The following is a 24,419-nucleotide window of genomic DNA, read 5'->3' on the forward strand; positions in this document are numbered from 1 at the left end:
CTCTTGGATCAAAGGGTCTCCGGATGCAAGAAAATTGAAACCGGCAGGATGACGCTGCAAGGACTTGCCGCAGGTGCGTTGCGATGCTGCCTTGCAGCAGGCTTCGCGCGCCAATTCCTGCGACGAACTGGACCGTCAAAATTGCTTGCAAGCCTTTCGCAATAATGAGCTATCATGCCCCCTTGCGGCGCCATACTTGTGCCGCCAACCTATAACACAGTGCCAACCATTCGCGCAGGCCGGGGTGAAAGGCATGATGACAACGTTCGAACCGCAAGCGGCGCGTCTGCCCAGTTGCGACGAGCCGTGCCACATCTTGATCGTCGAGGATGACGTCGACGACATGAAGCTTCTGCAAAATGCATTCGCGACCGCCGCGCCGCGCTGCAATGTGCGCGTGCGCTGTCATGGCGTCGCCAATGGATTTGAAGCCATCAACTTCATGACGTGGCATGACGTCGTCGATGACCTTCCCGATTTCATCGTCCTCGACCTCAACATGCCGGTGATCGATGGCATCGGTTTCCTGAGGACCTTGCGCAATTCGCTCGAGTTCGGCGGCATTCGCGTCATCGTTCTGACGACCTCGAACGAGGAAGACGTGCACAGGCAGGCTCTGGAAGCCGGGGCGGACGAGGTCTGCGTCAAGCCGGACACGCGCCGCGAGCTGATCGAGATCGCCGGCCGCATGATCGGCGTCAGTTGCGGAACGCGGAGCAGCCTGAAGAACGACGACGAAATCGGGATACCCGTTCAGGCCTCGTCGGCGCAGCCGCTGGGTCACGTGCCGTTCCAGCCGGTTCGAGCCGGTGCAGCCGGCCAGCGTAGCGTGATCGAGCTTCAGGCCCTGAAGCTGCGGGACGGCATCGAGGAGGCCGAGTTCCTGGCTGCTGTCAATGCGGCGACGGAATTCCTCAAGACCTGTCCGGGGTTCATCCGGCGGCGGCTTGCGCGCGGCGCGGCCGACGAATGGGTCGATTATCTGGAATGGGCCAGCTCGGGCGATGCCCGGGAAGCGGCGCGCCGCGGCCGGCATGCCGCGGGCATGAAGGCCTTCCTGTCCGTGGTCGAGGAAACCTCGCCCGCCGGCCCCAAGCTGTTGGTGCCGTCGACCATGAACTGACCTAGGGTCAGCGGGCGATGCCGGAAAGGCGCTAGTCGGCCGGATACCAGTATTTGGCATCCGCCGCGCCCTGCTCGATCACGACGAACTGGTTGGCGAACACCCGGTAGGGATGACTCCAGTCGCCGTTCGGCCACTGGACGCGGATTTGCGCGCGCTCGGAGGTTCCGACGCCGACATGCGTCCAGCCGAGATGACCGGAGGCATGGCCGCCGCCGACGAGCACGTCGCGGGGCATCGTCTGGGTTCCGGTCTTGACTGTGATCTTCGACCCGACGCCATCGACGTTGCCGCCTTTCGCCTTCAGCCGGATTTCCAGCCAGTTGCCCATCGGGCGCGGCTTGCCGTCCGTCATGACGCCGAGATTGCGGAAAAGGCTGGCCGGCTGGCCGCGGTTGATGACGACGAGATCGAGCTGGCCGTCGAGATTGAGGTCGACCGCCGCGCCGCCGCGCCCCTTGGTGTCGCGTGCGATCCCGGCCTTGTCGCCGGCCTCGGCAAAGGTGCCGTCCCAGCGCCCAAGCAGCAGGTTGTCCGGATCGAAGGCGGCAAAGTCCGGCATTGCCTCCACATTGCCCTTGGCGATGAAGAGATCGATCAGGCTGTCGTTGTTGAAGTCGGCGAATTCCGAATGCCAGCCGGTCGAGGGATAGATGTTGGAGCCGATATAGGGCCGGTGCGCCGTCGCGCCCTTGTCGAAAGCCTCGTCGCGATAGACCGGCCGGTCCTCCTCCGCCTCGTCGTCCAGCGTCTGCAGCTTGGTGTCGCCCATGGAGGTGAGCGCATATTCCGGCGCGCCGTCGACGTTGAGGTCGAACTGGGCAATGCCCATGCCCCAAATGGTGAGATGCTCCCAGCCGTCCCGCTTGCCGTAGAGCCTCGGCGGCTTGCCCGGCGGGACGGCCCAGAGCTGTTCCTCGCCGCCGCGATAATATTGCCGGTCGTTGGTCATGCGCAGCGACGGCTCGCCGGAGCGGTTCCAGTCGGTGAAGAGCATCGACAGCGTGCAGTAGCCGGGCGTGAGCACCGTGCGCTCGCTGTAGCGCGGGCGGTCGCCGGGCTGCGGCCGGAACAGGTCGTTGTCATGGCAGGTGCCCCAGGGCGAGCCCGGCTGCGAACGGTCGACATAGTTGCCGAAGGCGAGTGTCGGGAAGGCCTGGTCCTTCTCCCATTCGGCCGCAAAGGCCGTCGTCCACGCCCGGCCGCCGTCAAAGCCGAAAGCCCGGTTGGCGACCTCGAAATGGCAGCCCGGCCCACCCTTGAGGAGCAGGTTTTCGCCAAGCCGCATGACCGCCAGATCCATATGGCCGTCGCCGTCGATGTCGAGCGGATAGGCGCCGAGGATCTTCGTCGTCAGACGTTCGTCGAGGCCGGTCGGGATTTCGTGAAAGGCCAGCGGACCGCCAACGAGGCTGTCGTTGGAAAACAGTTTGGCCGGGTTCTTGCCGCCGGCGATGAAGAGCTCAGGCTTCATGTCGCCGTTGCAGTCGAAGGCGGCAACGCCGCCGCCGACGAAGAATTCCCAAGGGCCGTCATAGACCTGCTGCACACCGGCGCTGGCGGCTTCCTCATGCATCGACGGAATGTCGGAGGTCGGCTGGCGCACCAGCGTTTCGTCGGCGAATGCGGGAGCTGCGAGGAGGGCGGGAAGCGCGGCCAGCACTCCAAAGATGCCCCGAATAGCGGGTTGGTTCATCATTGGCCCACCTTCTCGCTGTCCTCGATCACCAGGGTCTTGAGGAAGGCGATGATCGCCGACCGGTCGTCCTCGGCAAGCGCCTCAAAGGCCTTCGCCGCGTCAGCCCCTTCCGCGCCATGCGCCCGGATCACTTCGTCCAGCGTCGTCATGTCGCCGCGATGGCCGTAGGGCGCCGTGGACCCGATGCCCCAAAGTTCCGCCGTCATGAAGTCGTCGCGCGCCACGAAGCGCTGGGCCAGCAATTCGTTGCCGAGCCGGTCGTTGCGCTGGTCGGCGATCTTGTGCCGGCGAAGGTCGCCGAAGAGCGGAACGAGCACGCGCCCCATCTCGTCGCGCGGCAGCTTCGCCACCCAGTCGAAGCGTGCAAAATCGATCGAGATGGGTGTGTCGACCTCGGACGCATTCAGCGTGCCCGCCATGTCGGACGGTCCCGGATCGGTGAAGACGAGGCCGTCGAGCGGCAGGGAAGGGCGGTGGCAGGCGGCGCAGCCGGTCTTGCCGAAAAGCTCTTCGCCCTGTGCGGCGGCGGCTTTCCAGCTCTCGGGAATGTCCTGCCGGCGGGTCGGCGTCGGCAATGTTGCCTGCCAGGCGACCATGGCGGAGATATCGCCGTCGGAAACCTCGTCCTTGTAGCCGTCCTCGTCGAAATCGTCGGCGCCCGTCCAGCGCTTTCCGAAGCGTTCTACAGCCTCAATGCCGTGATGCTGGTTCAGCGCGTTGACCGTGAACTGGCGCAGGCTGACGAAGACGCCCTTCTGGCTGAAGGGCCGTAACACGAGATCGCTGTCGATCCCCTCGATCTTCGTGATGTCGAGCATGCCGTCGGGGGCGGCGGTGATCGAGCCGAAGTCGACCCCCTTGGCGATCAGATGTTCGGTGACGGGCTCGCCGCTGGCTCGTGCCTTCCGCAGTGTTTCCTGCCGAATGGTGTGCAACTCGGCCGTCATCTCGCGGGCGAGCATCTCGATCAATCCGGCGCCCATCAGGGCATTGGTGTTGCGCTCGGAGGAAAATTGCGGGTCGAGACTGTCGAATTCGGCGCTCTCGAAGCCTTCGGAGACGAAGACGTTGCCGACGAATTCGCCGGCGCCGCCCGTGATCGGCTCGTTGTGGCAGCCCGAGCAGGCATTGGCGTCGAGGCCCGACGTGCGCTGGAAGGTGTTGGCCCCCGGCCGCTTGCGCTTGGTCGGCACGATCGCCTGCGTCGCCATCGGCCGCCCCGCGCCGTCGAGCGTCGTGAACTTCGCCCCGAAAAGCTCGCCGCCCCGCGTGATCAGGGCATCGATGGCGGCGTCTCCCTCCCTGGCCACGGTGCCGAGGTCGAGCGGATCGGTGAGGGTGCGTTCCGCCCAGGGCGGGTCGCCGGCAACAGCCGAAGAAACGAGGGCAAGGGTCAGGGTCGCACCGGCAAGAAGAGACCGCATCACCGCGCTCCCTGTGGCTCGAGGGCGGCAAGCCGCGCGGCGAGCGGCAGGGCGAAGACGTCGTGGTCGAGGCGGGCCAGCGCATCGGCGATGAGGCCTGCGATGATGAGGTCCTGGTCGTAGGGCAGGGTCTCGATCCGGGTGTTGCACCTGAGATCCTCGACCACCGCTTCCTCGATCCCGCTCATGAGGCCGCCCTCGATCAGTTCGTAGGCGCGCGCCGAGGCCCCCGTGATGATGATGCGGTCCGGGTTGATGATCGCCATCAGGCGGGCAAGGCCGTAGCCGAGCGCAACGCCCACATTGCGATAGATGCCGGCAAGACGCTCGTCGCCGTCCCGCGCCGCATTCTCGATGACCACAAGCTCCTCCGGCGTCGGCCGGATTTCGAGCGGATCGCTGTCCGGAGGCAGTTGCCGCGCCTCGCGCACGATCGCGTAGTCGGCGGTGAAGGCTTCCAGGCACCCGCGCCGGCCGCAACTGCACAAGGGGCCGCCGGGCACGTGATTGACATGGCCGAGCTCGGCGGCCGACCCGTTGGCGCCCGCATGGAGCCGGCCGCCGACGAAGAGACCCATGCCGACGCCATATTCGGCGAAGATGACGGCGAACGTGCCGCCATAGCGCTCCGGATCCGACCAGTTCAACGCCTGGGCGATCATGTTGCCGTCGTTGGAGATGAAGCAGGGAATGCCGAAGGCGCGCGCGACCGGTCTCACCAGCTCGATGTCGCGGTCGGAGAAGGCCGGCGACCAGGCGATCGAGCCCTTGTTGGTGTCGACGACGCCCTGGGCGCCGATGCCGATCTCGGCAAGGTCCTTGAGCCGGATCTTCTCCTCGCCGAGAAAGTCGTGGATCGCGCCGACGACGAAACGGGGAAAGCTGGTCCGCGTTTCCTTCAGCGTTTCCGGTGTCAGCGTGCGCTGGGCGACGATGGCGCCGAGATAGTCGGCAAGGACCAGCACCACCTTGTTCATGGTGATCTTGACGGCGAGCACGAAGGCGGTGCGCCGGTTGAGCTGCAGCATGACGCGGGGCCGGCCGCGGGCGGCGGTGGGCTTGCGCGGCGCCTCCGTGGCGGACGTCTGTGCGGCATCGGTGTCGAGGGTGACGGTCTCGACGATGTTTTCCTGGATGAGATCGGCGGTGATCGCGGTGATCGTGGCCGGAGAGAGCTGGGTCGCCGCGCCCAGGTCGACGCGGGCGATGGGCGCATGCCGGCGCAGCGCTGCCAGCACCAGCGAGCGGTTGTGCCTGCGAACTTGGTCCGTGTCGGCGCGAAGCTCCTTCTGGCCGCGCCAGGGCCTGCGGTGGGTCATGTCCCTTTTTCCTCCCGAGCGCCGACGGACCATTGCGGTTCCGGCGCTACGCAACACACGTCGCTGGACAATGCTGCCGCCCTCTCCGGGGCTGGTCCTGCAAAGTTACGACGGCATGCCCGATTTTCAGCCTCCGGCCAAGCCCTTGGCGTCATCCGTCCTGTCGCGCTGTTGCAAGGTGCATCGGAGCGGGAGACGGCGCCAGGCCGGGGTGCACTGTTTGAGTGCAGCACGCAATTTGAGCGCCGTTTCATCGAAAGTGAACGATCGCTCGAATGGATATTGACATCGGCCCGAATTTGGATCCACAATTTTTTTGACTTCGAAATAAATTCTTCGCAAGTCGCTGGGCGTGGGCCTTGAGGAGCCCTCGTGGAACTGAGTGCAAACGAGTTGCCCCAAACAAGGGCAGCCGGACTTGCCAGGGAGGATAATGATGACTCGGATTTTGTCCGTGGCCGCTGCCGCTTTTCTTGCGACCACCGCCGTCACCGGCGCCTTCGCTGCCGATCTCGTGGTTGGCGTGAGCTGGTCGAACTTCCAGGAAGAGCGTTGGAAGACCGACGAGGCCGCGATCAAGGCCGCGCTTGACGCTGCCGGTGCCAAGTATATCTCGGCGGACGCGCAGTCCTCGCCGGCCAAGCAGCTCACCGACGTCGAGAGCCTGATCGCCCAGGGCGCTAACGCGCTGATCATTCTGGCGCAGGACTCCTCGGCCATCGGCCCGGCGATCACCAAGGCCCAGAACGAGGGCATTCCGGTGGTCGGCTATGACCGCCTGATCGAAATTCCCTATGCCTACTACCTGACCTTCGACAACAAGGAAGTCGGGCGCATCCAGGCCCGTGAGGTCTTCAAGGTGAAGCCGGAAGGCAACTACGCCTTCATCAAGGGCTCGGCCGCCGACCCGAACGCCGATTTCCTCTTCTCCGGCCAGATGGAAGTGCTGCAGGAGGCCATCGACAGCGGCAAGATCAAGAACGTCGGCGAGGCCTATACGGACGGCTGGCTTCCGGCCAACGCCCAGAAGAACATGGAACAGATCCTGACGGCGAACGACAACAAGGTCGACGCCGTGGTCGCCTCGAATGACGGCACGGCTGGCGGCGCCATCGCGGCCCTCGCAGCCCAGGGCCTCGACGGTTCGGTTCCGGTTTCCGGACAGGACGCTGACTTTGCGGCGCTGAACCGCATCGCGCTCGGCACCCAGACCGTGTCGGTCTGGAAGGACTCCCGTGAGCTTGGCAAGAAGGCGGCCGAAATTGCCGTCGAACTCGCCAATGGCACGGCCCTGGACAAGGTGGCGGGCACGGTGAAGTTCAATGGCGGGCCGAACGGCGTTGACATGAACGCCCAGTTCCTGACCCCGATCGCGATCACCAAGGACAATCTCAACGTCGTGGTGGAAGCCGGCTGGATCGGCAAGGACGCGCTGTGCCAGGGCGTCAAGCCCGGTTCGGTCGCCGCCTGCGACTGAAATTAGGATCGTGTCCGGCGGGCCATGCCCGCCGGACACAGACTTCCGCTTCGGTTGGACGGTCCAGCCGATCTGCGTGTGGGCGTAGGCAAGCATGACTGCGGGGCTGGCGAGACGCCGTCGCCGCGAAGACGCCGGGAGGGATGGTCGAATGCACATCGGCTGTCCCGGGCATTCGATCCGCTTCAATCTTTTCGGTCGGCATGGACAACCGGGTGGTCTTCTCCGCGCGGTCCGTCTTCGCATATGCCGGTTGCCGGTCTAGAATGGCTGGCAGCAGAAGCAACCGCAAAAGGTTGACGCATAGGGGAGTGGAAAATGAGCAACAACGCAACCGGGCAGGCCTCGGTGTCGAGCGGAGCGCCGCCACGGGTCAAGCCGACATCGATCCTGTCCGCGATGGAGGTGGATGTCCGCTTCCTCGGCATGGTGGCCGCGCTTGCCGTGATCTGGATCGGCTTTCACATCCTGTCCGGCGGCACCTTCCTGACGGCCCGCAATCTTTGGAACCTCTCGGTCCAGACGGCCTCCGTCTCGGTGATGGCGACCGGCATGGTGCTCGTCATCGTCACGCGCAACATCGATCTGTCCGTGGGCTCCATCCTCGGCGTCACCGGCATGATCATGGCCGTCGCGCAGACGCAGTGGATCACGCCGGCCTTCGGCTTTGACAATCCGATGATCTGGGTGGTCACCCTTGCCATCGGCGTCCTGGTCGGTGCGCTTATCGGTGCGGTGCAGGGTTATGTCATCGCCTTCATGGGCGTGCCTGCCTTCATCGTGACGCTCGGCGGCCTGCTCGTCTGGCGCGGTGCGGCCTGGTGGGTCGCGAGCGGCAAGACCATTCCGCTCACCGACGACAATTTCAAGCTCATCGGCGGCGGCGCCAACGGCTCGATCGGCGCGACCTGGAGCTGGGTCATTGCTGCCGTCGCCATCTTCTTCATCGTGCTTGCCACGGTCCATGCCCGCCGCCAGCGCAAGCGCTTCAGCTTCCCGCTGAAGCCGATCTGGGCGGAATTCGCCACGGCCGGTGTCGGCAGCCTCGTGGTCATCGCGGCGACCATGGTCGTGAACGCCTATACGTTGCCCGGTCCGTTGGCCGCGCGCTACGCCGAGGCGCAGGGCATCGAGGTGCCGCCGGAGGGCCTTCAGATCTCCTTCGGCTATGCCGTTCCGGTGCTGCTTGCCATCGGCATCGCGATCCTCATGACCTTCATCGCCACCCGCACCCGCTTTGGCCGCTATGTCTTCGCCATCGGCGGCAACCCGGAGGCGGCGGAACTCGCGGGCATCAACACCCGCCGCGTCACGATGATGGTCTTCGCGCTGATGGGCGCGCTCGCTGCCGTCGGCGCCGCCATTTCGACGGCACGCCTGACGTCGGCTACCAACGCCCAGGGCACGCTCGACGAACTCTACACGATCGCTGCGGCCGTCATCGGCGGCACGTCGCTTGCCGGCGGTTCCGGCACCATCGCCGGCGCCATGATCGGTGCGCTGGTGATGCAGAGCCTGCAGTCGGGCATGGTGCTGCTCGGCATGGACACTCCGCTGCAGAACATTGTCGTCGGCATCGTTCTGGTCATCGCCGTCTGGCTCGACAGCGTCTACCGCCGCCGGATCAAGTGAGGGAACACACCATGAGCAATGACGGAACCCCTCTCGTCGAGATGCGCGACATCTCCATCGCCTTCGGCGGCGTCCATGCCGTCGACGGCGTCTCGGTCGACCTGAAGCCGGGCGAGGTCGTCGGTCTGCTGGGCCACAACGGCGCCGGCAAGTCGACCCTGATCAAGATCCTCTCGGGCGCCTACAAGGCCGATGCCGGCGAAATCCGCATCAATGGCGAAAAGGCGGATATCTCTTCGCCGCGCGACGCCAAGGCCTACGGAATCGAGACGATCTACCAGACGCTGGCGCTCGCCGACAACGTGGATGCGGCCGCCAACCTCTTCCTCGGCCGTGAGCTGATGACCCCCTGGGGCACGCTCGACGACGTCGCCATGGAAGCGGCGGCACGCAAGGTCATGGGCCGGCTCAACCCGAACTTCCGCAAGTTCAAGGAGCCGGTGAAGGGCCTGTCGGGTGGTCAGCGCCAGTCGGTGGCGATCGCCCGCGCGCTGTATTTCGACGCCAAGATTCTGATCATGGACGAGCCGACCGCCGCCCTCGGGCCGCAGGAGACCGCACAGGTTGCGGACCTCATCAAGGAACTGAAGCGCCAGGGCCTCGGCATCTTCCTGATCAGCCACGACCTGCACGACGTCTTCGATCTCGCGGACCGTGTCAGCGTCATGAAGAACGGCAAGCTGGTCGGCTCGGCCAAGACGACGGACGTGACCAAGGACGAGGTGCTCGGTATGATCATCCTCGGCAAGTGCCCGCCCGGCGCGACGCGGGGCCCGGGCGCGCTGACCGAGGCCGAACTCGCTGGCGCCCACGTCTGATCGGGGCCTTCAGCGAAGCAACAAAAAAGCCTGTCCCACGCGAGTGGGGCAGGCTTTCTGCGTTCAACGACGAATGAGAATGGCCCGGATCAGTCCGGAGCCTTGCGCATCCACGGGCGCGTCCCGGCCGGCGGTTCCTTGCGGACCGCGGGCTGGTAGTAGAGCTTGACCTCCGGGTCATGGCCTTCGACGAGCGCCTTGCGCGTCGGCTCGTTGACGACCTTGAACTCCGAGAAGCCCACACGGCGCATAGGGCCGATCTGGTCGATCAGCACGTCGCCCACCGCCCGAAGGGTGCCCTGATAGCCGTATTTGTCACGCAGCAGGTTGGCATGCGAATAGGCGCGTCCGTCCGCGAACTTCGGAAAGACGAGCGCGATCGCGGCAACGCGGTCCAGATACGGCGCCAGCGCGTCCGTGCGTTCGCCCGGCTGCAGGACGACGCCGACGGGCCGGTTGTCGCCCTCAAGGCTTTCCACCGTCTCGAGGAAGCGGGCAAGCGGCAGGAAGACGCGGCCCTCGGAGGGGATCTCCGCGTCGTCGGCAAGGATCGTCCAGTCATCCGCCACGAAGGCGCCGTCGCGGAAGACATCGGATCCGGCGTCGCTCGCCGGCAGGGTGTCAGCTTCAATCTTTGTCATGGCAATGGTCATAACGATCAGATCCCGCTGCCGTCAAATTCCCGGCCGACGAGGCCGAGGTGGATGCCGCATTCCGTCTTGCTCTGGCCGCGCCAGCGCCCGGCGCGCTCGTCCTCGCCTTCGGCCACCCGGTCGGTGCAGGGCATGCAGCCGATCGAGAGATAGCCCTCGGCGACGAGCGGATGGGGCGGCAGGTCGTGCTCGGCCCGAAAGGCCTTGACCTCGCTCGAACTCCAGCCGGCCAGCGGGTTGACCTTGATGCGCGCGCCCTCCGCCTCGAACAGCGGCAGCTTCGCCCGCGTCTCGGCCTGAAAGCGCTTGCGGCCCGTGAACCAGGCGGAAAAGCCCTCCATGGCGAAGGTGAGCGGCTCCACCTTGCGGATCTGGCAGCAGCGGTCGGTATCGTGCAGCCACAGCCCGCCTTCGGGATCGACGTCCTTGAGGCGCTTCGGCTCCGGCTTGATCGTCCGCACGTCCGTAAGGTCAAACTGGTCGACGAGCCTGTCGCGGTAGCGCAGCGTCTCGCCGAAGAGCTTGCCTGTGTCGAGGAAGACGACCGGGATATGGCGGTCGATATCGGAGACAAGCTTCAGGAGGACGGCGGATTCCGCGCCGAAGCTGGAGACGAGTGCGATCTCGCCGGGGAAGATTTTGTCCACCGCGGCTGCGATCACCTCGTGGCTGGTCGCATTCTCGTATTCGGCCGAAAGTTCGCGCGCGAGCGTACGCGGCACTTCTTCCGGCTCGACGGCAAATTTCACGGCATCAAGCATCGCCATACAATGCCTCCTTGAACGGGGCTTCACCGACGCGGCGATAGAACGAGAGGAACGTCTCGTCGGCACTGGAACGCTGGGCCACATAGGTGTCGACGACCCTTTCCACGGCGTCGACGATTTCGTCGGTCGAGAAGCCCTTGCCGACGATTTCGCCGATGGAGGCCGTCTCGTCGGGCGAGCCGCCGAGGGTGATCTGGTAGAATTCCTCACCCTTGCGGTCGACGCCGAGGATGCCGATGTGGCCGACGTGATGGTGGCCGCAGGCGTTGATGCAGCCGGAGATCTTGATCGACAGCGGGCCGATCAGCGCCTGCCGGTCCGGATCGCCGAAGCGTTCCGAAATCCGCTCGGCCACGGGGATCGAGCGGGCATTGGCAAGCGCGCAATAGTCGAGGCCCGGGCAGGCGATCATGTCGGTGACGAGACCGGCGTTCGGCGTGCCGAGGCCGTTTTCCTTCAGCACCGCATAGAGCGCCGGCACGTCGTCGAGCGCGACATGCGGCAGCACGAGGTTCTGCTCGTGGCTGACGCGGATCTCGTCGAAGCCATACTGCGCGGCAAGATCGGCGACCACGTCCATCTGGTCGGCCGAGGCATCGCCCGGAATGCCGCCGATCGGCTTCAGCGAGACCGTCACCGAAACGTAGCCCGGAACCTTGTGCGGGTGCAGGTTCTGGTCGGCGAAGCGCTTCAGGCCCATGTCGTCGGCCTTGGCGCCTTCCAGGATCGACGAGCGGGCCTCGCGCGCCGGCAGGTCCGGCATCGCGAAATAGGCCTCGATGCGCTCGACCTCTTCCTGCGGTAGCCGCAGGACACCGTCCTTGATGCGCTCGAACTCGGCCTCGATGTCCTTCTTCAGCTCCTCAAGACCGGTCTCGTGGACGAGGATCTTGATGCGCGCCTTGTACTTGTTGTCGCGCCGGCCATAGAGGTTGTAGACGCGCAGGATCGCGTCCGTGTAGGCGAGCAGGTCTTCCTCGGGCAGGAACTCGCGCACCTCGCGGGCGATCATCGGCGTGCGGCCCTGACCGCCACCGACCAGCACGCGGAAGCCGATCTTGCCTTCCTCGTTGCGGCGGACCTCAAGGCCGATGTCGTGGACGCGGATCGCGGCGCGGTCGCGCGCGGCGCCCGTCACGGCGATCTTGAACTTGCGCGGCAGGTAGGTGAACTCCGGATGGAGGCTCGACCACTGGCGCAGGATCTCCGCATAGGGACGCGGATCATCGACCTCGTCGGCGGCGGCGCCGGCGAAATGATCGGCGGTCACGTTGCGGATGCAGTTGCCCGAGGTCTGGATGGCGTGCATCTCGACTTCGGCAAGCTCGTTGAGGATCGCGGGCACGTCCGACAGCTTCGGCCAGTTGTACTGGATGTTCTGGCGCGTCGTGAAATGGCCGAAGCCCCGGTCGTAGACGCGGGCGATATGGGCAAGCTTCTTCATCTGCCGCCCATTCAGCGTGCCATAGGGAACGGCGACCCGGAGCATGTAGGCGTGGAGCTGCAGGTACAGACCGTTCATCAGGCGCAGCGGCTTGAACTCGTCCTCCGTCAGTTCGCCGGAGAGGCGACGGCGCACCTGGTCGGAAAACTGGGCGACACGGTCGGAGACGAAGGCGGCGTCGAATTCGTCGTAGCGGTACATGATGGCTGGGCCTTCAAGCAGAATTCGGGAAGATCGGCCGGGCGATCGGGCCGTCGGCCTTGGAGACTGTTCAGAACGGGCGAAGATCGGCGCGATGGTCCGCCTTGATCGTCGGCCCGTTGGCACGGATGCGTTCGCGCAGGCGCAGCGGCACGACATGGCCGTCCTCGACCTTCACGTCGATCGCCTCGACGGCGACGACGAGACAGCGATCGATATCGGCCATGCCCTTCTGGAGCGCCGCGTCGATGGTGTCCTTGCCCGAGAGCACTTCGGCCCGGTCGACGTCGGCAACCCACTCCCCGTCGGCGGCGCGGAACACCACATCGCCCGAAAGAAGATGGTTGGCGGTCAGGATTTGCTGTGCGGTCGGCTTCACGGGTCTTGCTGTCCTGCGATCGTTGACGACTTTGGCGACATGCCTTTTCAACTCACTCTCAGATAGTCGAGCGCGCGCGCAAACGCGCCGTCAGGATTTCCAATTGCGCGAGGGTGAGGGAAAAAGATTTCTCTCTGGAGGGGTTCCAGGGAAAAGACGGCCGATTCAGCCGTCCCGAAGGTCGGGGTATGGGAGAAAATTCATGCCGGCGCGAAATGCGTGTCCGGTAAGCCCGGCATGGTCCGACGCTTTCCGGCGGGCGCTTTCCAGGCCTTCAGTCGGCGAGCGACAAGCCCGCCTTCTCGATCCAGCCAAGTCCGTCCACGGTGTCGCCGCGTGGCCGGTATTCCGCACCGACCAGTCCGTCGTAGCCGGCGTCTTGCAGCTTCGAGAGCACAAAGGCGACGTTGATCTCGCCCTCGTCCGGCTCGGCGCGCGAAGGCACCGCTGCCACCTGCACATGGCCGACGCTGTCGATCACCTCGGTGATGCGGGTCACGAGATCGCCGCCCATGATCTGGAGGTGGTAGAGATCGGCCATGATCTTGAGCGCGGGGCTCGACACCGTGGCGCAGATCGCATCGGCCTCTTCGAGGCTGGAGAGGAAATAGTCGGGCACGTCGCGGTGGTTGATCGGCTCGATCAGCAGGGTGAGGCCCTTTTCCTCGGCGATCCTCGCCGCAAGGCGCAGGTTCTCGATATAGGTGAAGCAGACTTCCTCGTGCCGGTCCTCGGCCACCTTGCCGGCCATCACGTGGATCATCGGGCAGGACAGGCCGACGGCATAGTCCACCGCCTGCTCGAAGACTGCCTTGAACTCCTCCTCGCGGCCGGGCAGGGCGGCAAGGCCGAAGTCGCCGGCCTCGGCATTGCCGACCGCCGTGTTGATGCCGGTCAGCCTGAGGCCGAACTCATCGAGTTTCGCCTTCAGGTCCTCGATCGAATGCTCATAGGGCCAGTGGCATTCCACGGCCTTGAAGCCGGCCTTCGCTGCCGCCTCGAACCGGTCCAGGAATGGCAGTTCGGGAAAGAGGAAGGAGATGTTGGCGGTCAAGCTGAGCGACATGGGGCGATCCGGACTGACAAACGCATTGGACCTCCTACGACGGAAATTCCCATGCGGCAAGCATGCAGGTCAGGGCGACGTCTTGGCGGCCTTCTTCGCGGCCAGATCCGCCCGGATTTTGGCGGCCCGCCCCGGCTTGTTGATCTGGTGGGCGCGGCCGAAGGCGAGGGCCTCCGCCGGCACGTCCTTGGTCACCACCGAGCCGGCCGCCGTATAGCCGCCGTCGCCGACCGAGACCGGCGCGACCAGTGTCGTGTGCGAACCGACGAAGACGCCGGCGCCGATCGTCGTCCTGTGCTTGAAGGTGCCGTCGTAGTTGCAGGTGATGGTGCCTGCGCCGATGTTGCTGCCGGCCCCGACCGAGGCGTCGCCGATATAGGTGAGGTGGTTGACCTTGGCGCCCTCTGCGATGTCGGCATTCTTGATCTCGACGAAGTTGCCGATATGGGCGTTCTCGCCGATATCCGCGCCGGGCCGCAGCCGGGCATAGGGGCCGATGATGGCGCCGCTCGCGACATGGGCGGCCTCCAGATGGCTGAAGGCGCGGATCGACACACCGTCGGCGACGGTGACGCCCGGGCCGAAGACCACATTGGGCTCCACCGTGACGTCGCGCCCGAGCTTCGTGTCGTGGGAGAAGAAGACGGTTTCCGGCGCGATCAGCGTCGCGCCCTCGCGCATGGCGGCAAGGCGGCGGGCGGCCTGGAAATCCGCCTCGGCCTTGGCCAGCTGCACCCGGTCGTTGACACCCTGCACCTCGATGGCATCGCCGAGCACGACCGTGGTGCTGAGGCCCGCCTTGACGGCGATCTCCACGGCGTCCGTCAGATAGTATTCCTTCTTGGCGTTGGCATTGCCGATGCGCTCCAGCAGCGCCGGCAGGTGCGCGCCCTTAAAGCCCATGATGCCGGCATTGCAGAGCCGCACCGCGCGCGTCGGCGCGTCGGCATCCTTTTCCTCGACGATGCGGACGAGCTTGCCGTTCTCGCTGACGAGCCGGCCGTAGCCGGTGGGGTTCTCCGGCTCGAAGCCGAGGACGACGAGATCGTTGCCGGCGGCAAGCGCCTGCAGCATGGCCGCGATCGTGCCGGGGCGGATCAGCGGGTTGTCGCCGAAGAGGACGAGGACGGATCCATCGGCTTCGACCAGGGCGTTCTTCGCCGCCAGCACCGCATGGGCGGTGCCGAGCCGCTCGGTCTGTTCGAACAGCAACGCGTCGCCATGCGACTTGCCGAGATGGCTGCGAACGGTCTCAGCACCCGACCCGATCACGACCGCCACCTTGTCCGCGCCGCCGGCCTTCGCCGCATCGACCACGTGGTCGATCATGGCGCGCCCGGCAACCGGGTGCAGCACCTTCGGAAGACTGGAGCGCATGCGGGTGCCTTCACCGGCGGCCAGGATGATGGCAAGGCAGGAAGAGGTCATGAGGGATCGGTCCGTTTGCAAGAAATCAGCGTCGGCTCAGAGCGTGTCAGGCTCCTATACTGGAGTTCAGGCCGAATTGGCATCCCCGTGCACGCCGATATCGGACGCAACAGACCGTCACGGAAATTGATTTCGCGAACAAGGCATTCGTTGGCTAACGTCGCGCGACTGTTCATGCCGGCTTTACCTGGTCGGAATAAGAATCCTGTCGTTTGTGCCTCCCGGGGCAAAAATCGGCGGGTGAAAGAAGGAGTGTGACGGCGCATGTGCGGCATTGTCGGAATCGTCGGAACGGAAGCGGCCGCATCGCGCCTCGTCGGCTCGCTGAAGCGGCTCGAATATCGCGGCTATGATTCGGCCGGTGTCGCAACGCTGGAAGGCGACGAGATCTGCAGGGTGCGGGCCGAGGGACGGCTGGCCGCGCTTGCCGACAAGCTGGAGAAGACCTCCCTCAAGGGCACCGTCGGCATCGGCCATACGCGTTGGGCCACCCACGGCGCGGCAACCGAAGGCAACGCCCATCCGCACGCGACCGACCGCGTCGCCGTCGTCCACAACGGCATCATCGAGAATTTTCGCCCTCTTCGTGAGGAACTTGTGGCCTCTGGCGCCCGCTTCCAGAGCGAGACCGACACGGAGGTGGTCGTTCATCTCATCGATCGCGAACTCCAGTTAGGGCGCGATCCCGTCACCGCTGTCGAGCGTGTCCTGCCGCGCCTGGAAGGCGCCTTTTCCCTCGCGATCCTCTTCAGGGGCCACGATAATCTGCTCATCGGCGCCCGGCGCGGCTCGCCGCTCGCCGTCGGCCATGGCGATGGCGAGATGTTCCTCGGCTCCGACGCCATCGCGCTCGCGCCCTTCACCAACCGCGTCACCTATCTGGAGGACGGCGACTGGGTCGTTCTCTCCCACGACGACGCCACGATCCGCGACGAGGCCGGCCAGGTCATTCATCGGCCTCAGCAGTTGAGCCAGGCCTCCGCCCTGATGGTCGACAAGGGCAACCATCGCCATTTCATGGCCAAGGAAATTCACGAGCAACCCGAGGTCGTCGGCCACACGCTGGCCCGCTATATCGACTTTACCGGCGAGACGACGAAACTTCCCGAAGATCTTCCCTTCGACTGGACGAAGCTGTCGCGCGTGGTGATCTGCGCCTGCGGCACCGCCTATCTCGCCGGCCTCGTCGCCAAATACTGGTTCGAGCGTTACGCCCGCCTGCCGGTAGACATCGATATCGCCTCGGAGTTCCGCTACCGCGAGATGCCGCTCGACAAGGGCGGGCTGGCGATCATGATTTCACAGTCGGGCGAGACGGCCGACACGCTCGCCGCCCTTCGTTACTGCAAGGGGGAAGGCCAGACGGTGGCGTCCGTGGTCAACGTTCCGGAATCGACGATCGCGCGCGAAAGCCACGTGGTCTTTCCGACGGTGGCCGGACCGGAGATCGGCGTTGCCTCCACCAAGGCCTTCACCTGCCAGCTGACGGTCCTCGCCTGCCTCGCCCTCGCGGCGGGCCGCGCGCGCGGTGTCCTGTCGCCGGACGACGAGAAGACGCTTGTCCACGCCCTGGCCGAGGTTCCGCGCCTGATGGCGGCGGCCCTGCGTGTCGAGCCGCAGATCGAGGCGCTGGCAAAGACCCTCGCCAAGGCCCCCGATGCCCTCTATCTCGGGCGCGGCACCTCCTATCCGCTGGCGCTCGAGGGCGCACTGAAGCTCAAGGAGATTTCCTATATCCACGCGGAGGGTTATGCCGCCGGCGAGCTGAAGCACGGTCCGATCGCCCTGATTGATGAGACGATGCCGGTCATCGTCATCGCCCCGCACGACCAGATCTTCGACAAGACGGTCTCCAACATGCAGGAAGTCGCCGCGCGCGGCGGGCGCATCATCCTGATCACCGACGCGAAGGGTGCCGAGGCTGCGACGGTGGACGCGGCGGAGACGATCGTGATGCCCAGCATGCCGGCGACGGTGACGCCGCTGGTCTATGCCTTGCCAATTCAACTCCTTGCTTACCATACGGCCGTCTTCATGGGCACCGACGTGGACCAGCCTCGAAATCTGGCGAAGTCCGTAACGGTCGAGTAACCGCTCCCCCACAAGGTGGTCGCTCCGGATGAGTGTATTGTTCCGGACGAGTGGGAGTGAGTCATGCGTAAGAGCCACAAATGGGCGCCGGAAGCACCGGGACCCATCATCGTGTCGCGTCCTCTGGCCGCCGAGCCGAAGGGCTTCGTCGCCGGTCTGATCAATCGCATGCGACGCACGCGCCGGACCTTCTCCGACGGACATGTCCCCGCCAAGGGCCTTTCCGCGCCCTCGACCGAAGCCATCAACCGTTCATAGTGGCGAGGACGCAGCGGCAAGCCGCGCGTCCAGCTCGTTGCAGCAGGCAAAGAGCGGCCCGGAAAGCTGTTGCTTGTCCGGGCCGTCAAGTTCGTGCAAGAGCCCGAAGGCTCCTCCTACCCCGGAGGCACGATCGTCAGTCCTTCTGCAATTTCTCCGAGATGATTCGGCCGATCGAATAGGCGCGCTTCTCGATGATCACCGGCACCTCGCAGACGAAGGTCAGCGAATGCTGCCGGTCGCCGAAGACGCGCGTCTTCAGGTTGAGGTCGTCATAGGCCTGGTTGATCTTGGTCTGGTCGGCACCGGGCGCATCGCGCAGCTTGTCGATTTCCCGGGTCTGCTGGCGCAGGTCGGCCGCCATCTGCTTCTGCTTCTTGGCAAACCGGTCGATGCCGCGCATCACCTCCGTCCGCTCTGAATCGAGCGTCACGAAAACCCCGGCGAAGAGCTTCATCAGCCGCTCCTTGTCCGCACCCTTGGCGAAGTCGTCGATCGCCGACTGGACTTCGTCGAGCGTCGTGCGCCGCGCCGCGATCAGCGGCACCAGATCGTTGATGTTCTTGTCCTCGCGCCATGTCGCCTCGAAGGGCTCGATGTCGGGGCCGGTCCAGATTGCGCCCAGCGAGAGTTCGGGAACCTTCCGCTGCTGGCAGGGCCAGTTCGGGTCCTCCGGATCGCCGAAGGCCGAAGCCGGCGTTGCGGCGCCGAGGGCCAGGCTTCCCGCGAGCAGCGCTGCAAGATGGCGTTTCCTGATCATACCCTCTTGTCCGTTTCTTCTCGTGTTGGCCCGCCCGGCATCACGCCGGCGCCGGCGTCGGTCGTTCACTTGACGACAAAGGTGCCTTCCATGCCCTGTTCGTCAAGACCCTCGCATTCCCAGCTGAACTCACCCGTACGGATCGGCACGAAGGTGATCTCGATGTCGGTATCCTCGTCGAGATCGAAGCTCTCGAAGGTCGGGGTGTCGATCGACACATGCCCGACATCGATCTTGCGCAGCCAGATGTTACGCGAAAACTCGGCTGCATCCCATTCGCAGCCGTGCGGTCCGACCTGCTTGATCTCGAGCCGGTAGGACTTGCCCATTTCCAGTTCATAGGTGTCGTTGGAGACCCCGTAGCCGGCATCGCCGCCGCCGATCTCCAGCGGCTCCAGTTTCGTCGCCTTGATGGCGAGGTCCCCGGCCGCAAGCGCAGGGCTTGCGGCGAGAAGGACGCCGAGCGCGGCGGCAAGAAGGGCAGGGTGCTCGCAAAGGCGCATGATCGTCCCTGTTGTTCTTTTTGGTCTGTGTTGCCGCAACGGCAGGCCGCTGCGGCAGAGCCCGGTTCAGGGCTTGACGACGACGCCCCACGGATAGCTGCCGACCCCGACGGACTTGATTACCTCGTCGCTGGCGACATCGATGATCGAGACGTCGTTGGAAACGCCATTCGTGCTGATGATGTATTTCTGGTCGGGCGTGAAGGCGAGCTGCCAGACCCGCTGGCCGACGAGCAGGTATTTCTCCACCTCGTAGGTCTCGCCGTTGACGACCGCGACCCGGTTGGCCGGGCCGAGGGCGATGTAGGCCTTCTTGCCGTCATGCGTCATGCGGATGCCGACCGGCTGGATCGCCTCGGAGCGCACGCCGTCGATCTGGAAGGAGAAGGTCTTCTTGATCTCCTGCGTCGCCGCATCGATCACCGCGACCGTGCCGCCGACTTCCGACGACACCCAGACTTCCGAATTGTCGTCCTTGAAGATCGCAACGCGCGGGCGCGTGTCCACCAGCACGTTGGCGAAGATCTCGTGCGTCTCGGTGTTGATGAAATGCGCCATGCTGGTCGTTTCGGACGTGTTGACCACGACCTTGCCGTCCGGGCTGATGCCCATGCCTTCCGGCTCGACGCCGACGGGGATTTCGGTGATCGGCTGGCGCGCCTTGACGTCGACCACGGTCACGAGGTTGTCGTCCTCGTTGGCGATGTACATCGGGTTGCCGGACGGGTCGAGGGTGAAGAGCTCCGGGTCGGGCCCCGACGGCAGCGTGTGGATCATCTTGTTGGTGGCGGTGTCGTAGACCTGCACGGTGTCGTCGTCACCGCAGGCGACATAGAGTTCCTTGCCGTCGGGCGAGACGGTGACGCCGCGTGGGCGCTGGCCCACCTTGATCGTGTCCGTGACTTCCCAAGTGTCGGAATCGATGACGGAAACGGTGTTGTCCTTCTCGTTCGAGACATAGACCGTATAGGCGAAGGCCGGGCTGGCGAAGGCAAAGATTGTCGTCGCCAGAAGCGCGCTGCGCATCCTCAGCATGAATGTCTCCCTCCCAAAGTCGCCGACCTCGCAGGTGCTGCGGGTGCGGCTTCGTCTGTTCTTGTTGCACCGGTTCCGGAATGAGGTCCGTCCGGTCAGAATTTGCAGGTGCTTTCCGGTTCGTCATATCCCATCGTGTCGAGCAGCGAGGTGGGATGCAGGAAGCCTTCCTGCGGCGACACGGAGACCACCGTGTATCCGTCCGCCAGCAGGATAGGTTGGCGAAGCTGATGATTCCACTTACGGATCGTTAATTTTTGGCCCTTGAAGGCGGCGATGGAGAAGCCGTCGGAGAAGAGCTCCGTTTTGATCTTCTGCGTGTCGTCGGACTTTGCCTTGAGGGCGGAGTCGCCCACCATGCGCACGGCCGTCCACGCGTTGGCGTCGCGCGAGAACATCAGGCGGTGGTTGAGATCGTAGAAGCGCCCCTGCATCTGGTAGCCGGCCCATTGCTCGTGATTGGGCGTCCAGACCGTCGGAATGAGACCGGCGGAGCCGGCGACAGGGCGCGGATCCCAGGTGCGGTAAGGCACGTAGGATCCGAAGATCTCGCTTTCGTCGGCGGCGAGCGCAATGTCGTAGTCCGGGGCATTCTGGGTGAAGACGGCCATCTGCTTGACGACCTGCACATGGCCCGAATCCGTCCGCCGGGCGGTATCCGTCTCGTCGAAATGGCGCTCCTCGACGATCTGGCCGCCGAAGCGGGTCGCGGCGCGCTTGAGCGCATCGGCAAACAGCTGGTCCTCGGGCAGGGCGCCCGTCAGAAGGAACCAGCGCGGCCACTTCTTCACGATCAGATACTGGGCGAGTGCGTCGGCCAGCATCGAATAGCTCGGCTGGACGTGAACGACATTGGCCCGGCAGTCATCCTCGCGCAGGCGCTCGTCCTTGGCCTCGACATTGAAGATCGTCGAGGCCTTGCCGGCGTCGCTGTCGGCCATGGCGAGCAGCGTATCGGCGGGGACATCCGTGACGATGAAGCCGACCCCCGCGTCGTGCAGGGCCTTCAGCGAGGCAAGCGCGCCGTCGGTGTCCTCCACCTTGTCGACCGTCAGCGAAAACTGCTGCTTGGTGAACGAGCCGGTGGTGTTGTTGTCCTTGATGCCGGAGAGCGCCCCGGCAACGCCGAGGTCGTCCGGCGGGTTTTGCGACAGGGAGAGCGTGATCTTCTTCTTGCCCCACTGGACATAGCCGATCTTGATCTGCTGGAAGCCGGGGTGCGCTTCGTCCATGCCCGGCATCAAAGCCTGGGCGCCGGCCGGCAGCGCCTGTCCCAGCAGCGAGGCGGACAGCAATGCCGCAAGCAGGCGCCGTCCGCGGCGGTGTGGACGCGCCCCGCCTTGCGGCGTGTTGACGCGCTCGGGCGCCTCCGCGCCGGAATTCGTCGTTGCCGCCGTCTGTTGCTGCTGGTCACAGGCTCGCATTGCCCTATCCTCCCTGTCGTGTCGTCTGACGTTTGACCGCCGCTGCCGCTACCCGCGATGGTTCCGGTCTCCAGGTCAGGCCCGGCACCAAGAACCCAAGCGGAGGTCTCGCCTTGCGTCATGTCCTGTTGTCGAGGGCCGTTGCCGGCCTTCTGTTTCTGTCACTTCTTCTGCCCACGGCCGTCGAGGCGGCCGAACCCCAGAAAATCGCCATCTTCGATATCGAGTTGCTGAACACCAGCCTGGAAAAGACCACCGATGCCGAAAACAACCGGCTCACCATGATGGGGGACATGCTGCGGGACTATTACCGGGCCAATCCGGGCTTCGAAGTGGTCGATACCCCTGAACTTCGCGCGGCCGGTCGCCAGAACAATCTTCAGTCCTGCGGTGGCTGCGACACCAGGATCGCCGGTGAGGCGGGCGCCGACTTGTCCATGACCGGCGTGGTCCAGAAGGTCTCGAACCTGATCCTCTCCTTCACGCTCTACATCCGTTCCACCGAGACCGGAAAACTCGTCGAGGTTGCCGGCACCGATATCCGCGGCAACACCGACGAGAGCTGGCAGCACGGCATCAAGTGGCTGGCACGCAATCGACTTCACGTTCTGCCCGCAAAGTGACGCGCGGCCATTCGGTTGAATGTCCGGGAGCCTACATGCGATTGACGGCAAATCCGAAGTTACAAAAAATTTAGGTCGCAGAGGCGCCTGCCTCGCCTATAGATGGACGACGTTCCGGAGCGGCTGGCAGCCGCTCCGGACCATGCATCAAGTTCGGAGCCGAGTGAGAGCCGTCAAGGCCGGGCCCGTTCCACAGGAGGAAAGTTGCGCAATGAATCCGATCGATATCGTGCTCACCGTCTGCATGCTTGCCAATCCCTCGAACTGCTTCGAGCACCGGCTGCAGTACCAGTCCGTTGAACCGATCAAGCAGTGCGTCTTCGATGCGCAATTCTATATTGCCCAGTATATGGGGGAGCATCCGGAGCTGAAGCTGGCCAAATGGGGTTGCGCCTACCCCGAAGGCAACGAGGACCAGCCGCAGAAGCAGTCCTGATCGACAGGTCATCCAACGCGGAAAGAGCCACGGCATGGTGGATACGGCGCTCGAAGAGGCCGACGGGATAGCGCTGGACATCACCGGGCTGTCCTATGCGTATGGCGCGCGCAAGGCGCTCGACAACGTCAGCTTCACGGTTCGCTCCGGCCGCTTCACCGCCTTGCTCGGTCCGAATGGCGCGGGAAAATCGACCCTTTTTTCGCTGATCACGCGCCTCTTCGATACCCGCGAGGGCTCGATCTCCATCGCCGGAAAGAGCCTGCACGACCATGGCGCCTCGGCGCTCAGCCCGCTCGGCGTCGTCTTCCAGCAGACGACCCTCGATCTCGATCTCAGCGTCCGGCAGAACCTTCGCTATTTCGCGCGCCTGCGCGGCATGTCGATGCGCGATGCCAACCGGCGCATCGAGGAGGAATTGACGCGCTTCGACATGGCCGACCGGGCGAAGGAAAAGGTGCGCAACCTGAACGGCGGTCATCGCCGCCGTGTCGAGATCGCCCGCGCGCTGCTGCATGATCCTCAGGTGGTGCTGCTCGACGAGCCGACGGTGGGCCTCGATGTGCCGAGCCGCAAGGCGATCGTCGAGTATGTTCATCAGCTTGCCCGCGAACGCGGCATCGCGCTGCTCTGGGCGACGCATCTGATCGATGAAATTCGATCCGACGACGATCTCGTCGTGCTGCATCAGGGCAGGGTGGTCGACAAGGGCCGGACGTCGGACGTCATCGCCCGCTCCGGTGCCGCCGACCTCGATGGCGCCTTCGCCAGGCTGACCGGCCGGCCGCCGGCCAACGAGATCCCGGCGGGAGACGCCCCATGAGCTGGATCGTCTATCTCCGCGCCTTCGTCGGCATCGTGCTGAGGGAAATCCTGCGCTTCCTGCAGCAGCGCGAGCGCTTCTTTTCCGCCCTCGTGCGGCCGCTCGTCTGGCTTCTCGTCTTTGCCGCCGGCTTTCGCGCCGTGCTCGGCATCGCGATCCAGCCGCCCTATCAGACGTATATCACCTACGACGTCTACATCATCCCCGGGCTGATCGCGATGATCCAGCTCTTCAACGGCATGCAGTCCTCGCTCTCCATGGTCTACGATCGTGAGATGGGATCGATGCGCGTGCTGCTGACGACCCCCTTGCCGCGCTGGTTCCTGCTGGTCGCGAAACTCTTCGCCGGCACGGCCGTCTCGGTGATCCAGGTCTATGCCTTCCTGGCGGTTTCGGCGCTCTTCGGCACCAAGTTCCCCTTCTGGGGCTATGTTTCGGTGCTGCCGGTGATGATCCTCACCGGGCTCATGCTCGGGGCGCTCGGCATGTTCCTGTCGTCGACCATCAAGCAGCTTGAGAATTTTGCCGGAGTGATGAACTTCGTCATCTTCCCGACCTTCTTTCTGTCGTCGGCCCTCTATCCGCTCTGGCGCATGCGGGAATCGAGCTACGTCGTCTGGCAGATCTGTTCGGCCAATCCCTTCACCTATGCGGTCGAGGCCTTGCGTTTCGGCCTATATGCCAAGGTGGATCCGCTGGCGCTGGCCATTGTTCTCGGGGCCCTGCTGGTCTTCCTGGCCGGCGCCATCTGGGGTTACAACCCGACGCGCGGATTCACCGCCCGCAAGGCCGGCGGAAGCTGACGTCTGCCACAAAATTGCACCGGTTGTTCTTTAGACTGCAAAGTTCGTTGCACGTTTGATCCTGAAAGGCTCAATCGTCGCAGCGATGGGATTGCTGTTTCTGCGTCGTCTCGATCTGTTAATATGGTTAACCAGCAAAACGCTGGAACAAAATAAAGAATGACGGGTCAGCGCAGGCCAGAAGACCAGCCGGAAAGGAGGCTCCTGCGCATCCAGAGGAGGAAGCACCTTGG

The 24,419-nt window shown here is 64.7% G+C and carries 23 protein-coding genes; 10 read left to right on the plus strand and 13 right to left on the minus strand.

Annotation, left to right across the window (positions count from 1 at the left end):
- The first annotated feature begins 73 nt into the window (after window positions 1–73).
- Window positions 74–1,123 (plus strand): response regulator, encoded by a 1,050-nt coding sequence (locus HDIA_RS04525; protein WP_245884259.1) that lies wholly within the window; start codon window positions 74–76, stop codon window positions 1,121–1,123.
- Window positions 1,124–1,154: 31 nt separating this feature from the next.
- On the opposite strand, the gene HDIA_RS04530 is transcribed toward HDIA_RS04525, so the two are convergent.
- Genes HDIA_RS04530 through HDIA_RS04540 form a run of 3 tightly spaced genes read right to left on the minus strand, consistent with a single transcriptional unit; the run spans window position 1,155 to window position 5,565 of the window.
- A complete protein-coding gene (locus HDIA_RS04530; protein ID WP_342748095.1) occupies window positions 1,155–2,822 on the minus strand; it encodes a CRTAC1 family protein in 1,668 nt (555 codons plus the stop codon).
- Window positions 2,819–4,246 carry a di-heme oxidoredictase family protein gene (locus HDIA_RS04535; protein WP_099554778.1) on the minus strand — a complete coding sequence of 476 codons (1,428 nt, stop codon included), beginning with the start codon at window positions 4,244–4,246 and terminating at the stop codon, window positions 2,819–2,821. The genes HDIA_RS04530 and HDIA_RS04535 overlap by 4 nt, the downstream gene beginning before the upstream one ends.
- Entirely contained in the window at window positions 4,246–5,565 is a 1,320-nt protein-coding gene (locus HDIA_RS04540) for an ROK family protein (protein ID WP_157775298.1), read from the minus strand. Before HDIA_RS04540 ends, HDIA_RS04535 begins: the two co-directional genes overlap by 1 nt.
- A 436-nt stretch (window positions 5,566–6,001) precedes the next feature.
- On the opposite strand from HDIA_RS04540, the gene xylF reads away from it, so the two are divergent.
- The 3 genes from xylF (at window position 6,002) to HDIA_RS04555 (ending at window position 9,492) form a co-directional block, all read left to right on the plus strand.
- Window positions 6,002–7,042 carry a D-xylose ABC transporter substrate-binding protein gene (gene xylF / locus HDIA_RS04545; protein WP_099558702.1) on the plus strand — a complete coding sequence of 347 codons (1,041 nt, stop codon included), beginning with the start codon at window positions 6,002–6,004 and terminating at the stop codon, window positions 7,040–7,042.
- Window positions 7,043–7,360: 318 nt separating this feature from the next.
- Window positions 7,361–8,674 (plus strand): sugar ABC transporter permease, encoded by a 1,314-nt coding sequence (locus HDIA_RS04550; RefSeq protein WP_099554781.1) that lies wholly within the window; start codon window positions 7,361–7,363, stop codon window positions 8,672–8,674.
- A gap of 11 nt (window positions 8,675–8,685) precedes the next feature.
- Window positions 8,686–9,492 carry an ATP-binding cassette domain-containing protein gene (locus HDIA_RS04555; RefSeq protein WP_099554784.1) on the plus strand — a complete coding sequence of 269 codons (807 nt, stop codon included), beginning with the start codon at window positions 8,686–8,688 and terminating at the stop codon, window positions 9,490–9,492.
- Between the two features lie 89 nt (window positions 9,493–9,581).
- Here HDIA_RS04555 and HDIA_RS04560 read toward each other — a convergent pair whose 3' ends face one another.
- From HDIA_RS04560 to glmU, 6 genes are all read right to left on the minus strand, one after another.
- Window positions 9,582–10,133 (minus strand): DUF934 domain-containing protein, encoded by a 552-nt coding sequence (locus HDIA_RS04560; protein ID WP_099558703.1) that lies wholly within the window; start codon window positions 10,131–10,133, stop codon window positions 9,582–9,584.
- Between the two features lie 17 nt (window positions 10,134–10,150).
- Window positions 10,151–10,912 (minus strand): phosphoadenylyl-sulfate reductase, encoded by a 762-nt coding sequence (locus tag HDIA_RS04565; protein WP_099554786.1) that lies wholly within the window; start codon window positions 10,910–10,912, stop codon window positions 10,151–10,153.
- Window positions 10,899–12,557, minus strand: coding sequence for a nitrite/sulfite reductase (locus HDIA_RS04570; protein ID WP_099554788.1), 1,659 nt, complete (start codon window positions 12,555–12,557; stop codon window positions 10,899–10,901). Before HDIA_RS04570 ends, HDIA_RS04565 begins: the two co-directional genes overlap by 14 nt.
- A gap of 70 nt (window positions 12,558–12,627) precedes the next feature.
- Window positions 12,628–12,936, minus strand: a complete 309-nt coding sequence (locus HDIA_RS04575) for a DUF2849 domain-containing protein (RefSeq protein ID WP_099554790.1) — start codon at window positions 12,934–12,936, stop codon at window positions 12,628–12,630.
- A 274-nt stretch (window positions 12,937–13,210) separates the two neighbouring features.
- A complete protein-coding gene (locus HDIA_RS04580) occupies window positions 13,211–14,002 on the minus strand; it encodes a hydroxypyruvate isomerase family protein (protein ID WP_099554792.1) in 792 nt (263 codons plus the stop codon).
- A 69-nt stretch (window positions 14,003–14,071) separates the two neighbouring features.
- Window positions 14,072–15,430: a bifunctional UDP-N-acetylglucosamine diphosphorylase/glucosamine-1-phosphate N-acetyltransferase GlmU gene (gene glmU, locus HDIA_RS04585; protein ID WP_099554794.1), complete on the minus strand. Its 1,359-nt coding sequence runs from the start codon at window positions 15,428–15,430 to the stop codon at window positions 14,072–14,074.
- A gap of 264 nt (window positions 15,431–15,694) precedes the next feature.
- On the opposite strand from glmU, the gene glmS reads away from it, so the two are divergent.
- Window positions 15,695–17,521 carry a glutamine--fructose-6-phosphate transaminase (isomerizing) gene (gene glmS / locus HDIA_RS04590; RefSeq protein WP_099554796.1) on the plus strand — a complete coding sequence of 609 codons (1,827 nt, stop codon included), beginning with the start codon at window positions 15,695–15,697 and terminating at the stop codon, window positions 17,519–17,521.
- A 63-nt stretch (window positions 17,522–17,584) separates the two neighbouring features.
- The gene (locus HDIA_RS04595; RefSeq protein WP_099554799.1) at window positions 17,585–17,779 is read left to right on the plus strand and encodes a hypothetical protein; all 195 of its coding nucleotides are present in this window, start codon (window positions 17,585–17,587) and stop codon (window positions 17,777–17,779) included.
- Between the two features lie 136 nt (window positions 17,780–17,915).
- Here HDIA_RS04595 and HDIA_RS04600 read toward each other — a convergent pair whose 3' ends face one another.
- The 4 genes from HDIA_RS04600 to HDIA_RS04615 all read right to left on the minus strand — a co-directional run bounded on the left by HDIA_RS04600 (window position 17,916) and on the right by HDIA_RS04615 (window position 21,501).
- Window positions 17,916–18,539, minus strand: coding sequence for a hypothetical protein (locus HDIA_RS04600; RefSeq protein WP_099554800.1), 624 nt, complete (start codon window positions 18,537–18,539; stop codon window positions 17,916–17,918).
- Between the two features lie 65 nt (window positions 18,540–18,604).
- Complete coding sequence (locus HDIA_RS04605; RefSeq protein ID WP_099554802.1) at window positions 18,605–19,042, minus strand: cupredoxin domain-containing protein; 438 nt, start codon at window positions 19,040–19,042, stop codon at window positions 18,605–18,607.
- A 66-nt stretch (window positions 19,043–19,108) separates the two neighbouring features.
- The gene (locus tag HDIA_RS04610; RefSeq protein WP_099554804.1) at window positions 19,109–20,077 is read right to left on the minus strand and encodes a YVTN family beta-propeller repeat protein; all 969 of its coding nucleotides are present in this window, start codon (window positions 20,075–20,077) and stop codon (window positions 19,109–19,111) included.
- A 95-nt stretch (window positions 20,078–20,172) separates the two neighbouring features.
- The gene (locus tag HDIA_RS04615; RefSeq protein WP_099554806.1) at window positions 20,173–21,501 is read right to left on the minus strand and encodes an ABC transporter substrate-binding protein; all 1,329 of its coding nucleotides are present in this window, start codon (window positions 21,499–21,501) and stop codon (window positions 20,173–20,175) included.
- A 113-nt stretch (window positions 21,502–21,614) separates the two neighbouring features.
- Between HDIA_RS04615 and HDIA_RS04620 the strand changes: the two genes are divergently transcribed.
- From HDIA_RS04620 to HDIA_RS04635, 4 genes are all read left to right on the plus strand, one after another.
- Window positions 21,615–22,124 (plus strand): DUF3280 domain-containing protein, encoded by a 510-nt coding sequence (locus HDIA_RS04620; protein ID WP_245884162.1) that lies wholly within the window; start codon window positions 21,615–21,617, stop codon window positions 22,122–22,124.
- 211 nt (window positions 22,125–22,335) lie between these two features.
- The gene (locus tag HDIA_RS04625) at window positions 22,336–22,560 is read left to right on the plus strand and encodes a hypothetical protein (protein WP_099554808.1); all 225 of its coding nucleotides are present in this window, start codon (window positions 22,336–22,338) and stop codon (window positions 22,558–22,560) included.
- Between the two features lie 34 nt (window positions 22,561–22,594).
- Window positions 22,595–23,383 (plus strand): ABC transporter ATP-binding protein, encoded by a 789-nt coding sequence (locus tag HDIA_RS04630; protein WP_099554810.1) that lies wholly within the window; start codon window positions 22,595–22,597, stop codon window positions 23,381–23,383.
- The gene (locus HDIA_RS04635) at window positions 23,380–24,186 is read left to right on the plus strand and encodes an ABC transporter permease (protein ID WP_099554812.1); all 807 of its coding nucleotides are present in this window, start codon (window positions 23,380–23,382) and stop codon (window positions 24,184–24,186) included. Before HDIA_RS04630 ends, HDIA_RS04635 begins: the two co-directional genes overlap by 4 nt.
- Window positions 24,187–24,419 lie beyond the last annotated feature (233 nt).

Origin of the sequence: Hartmannibacter diazotrophicus (assembly GCF_900231165.1) — a bacterium.
GTDB classification, from domain to species: domain Bacteria; phylum Pseudomonadota; class Alphaproteobacteria; order Rhizobiales; family Pleomorphomonadaceae; genus Hartmannibacter; species Hartmannibacter diazotrophicus.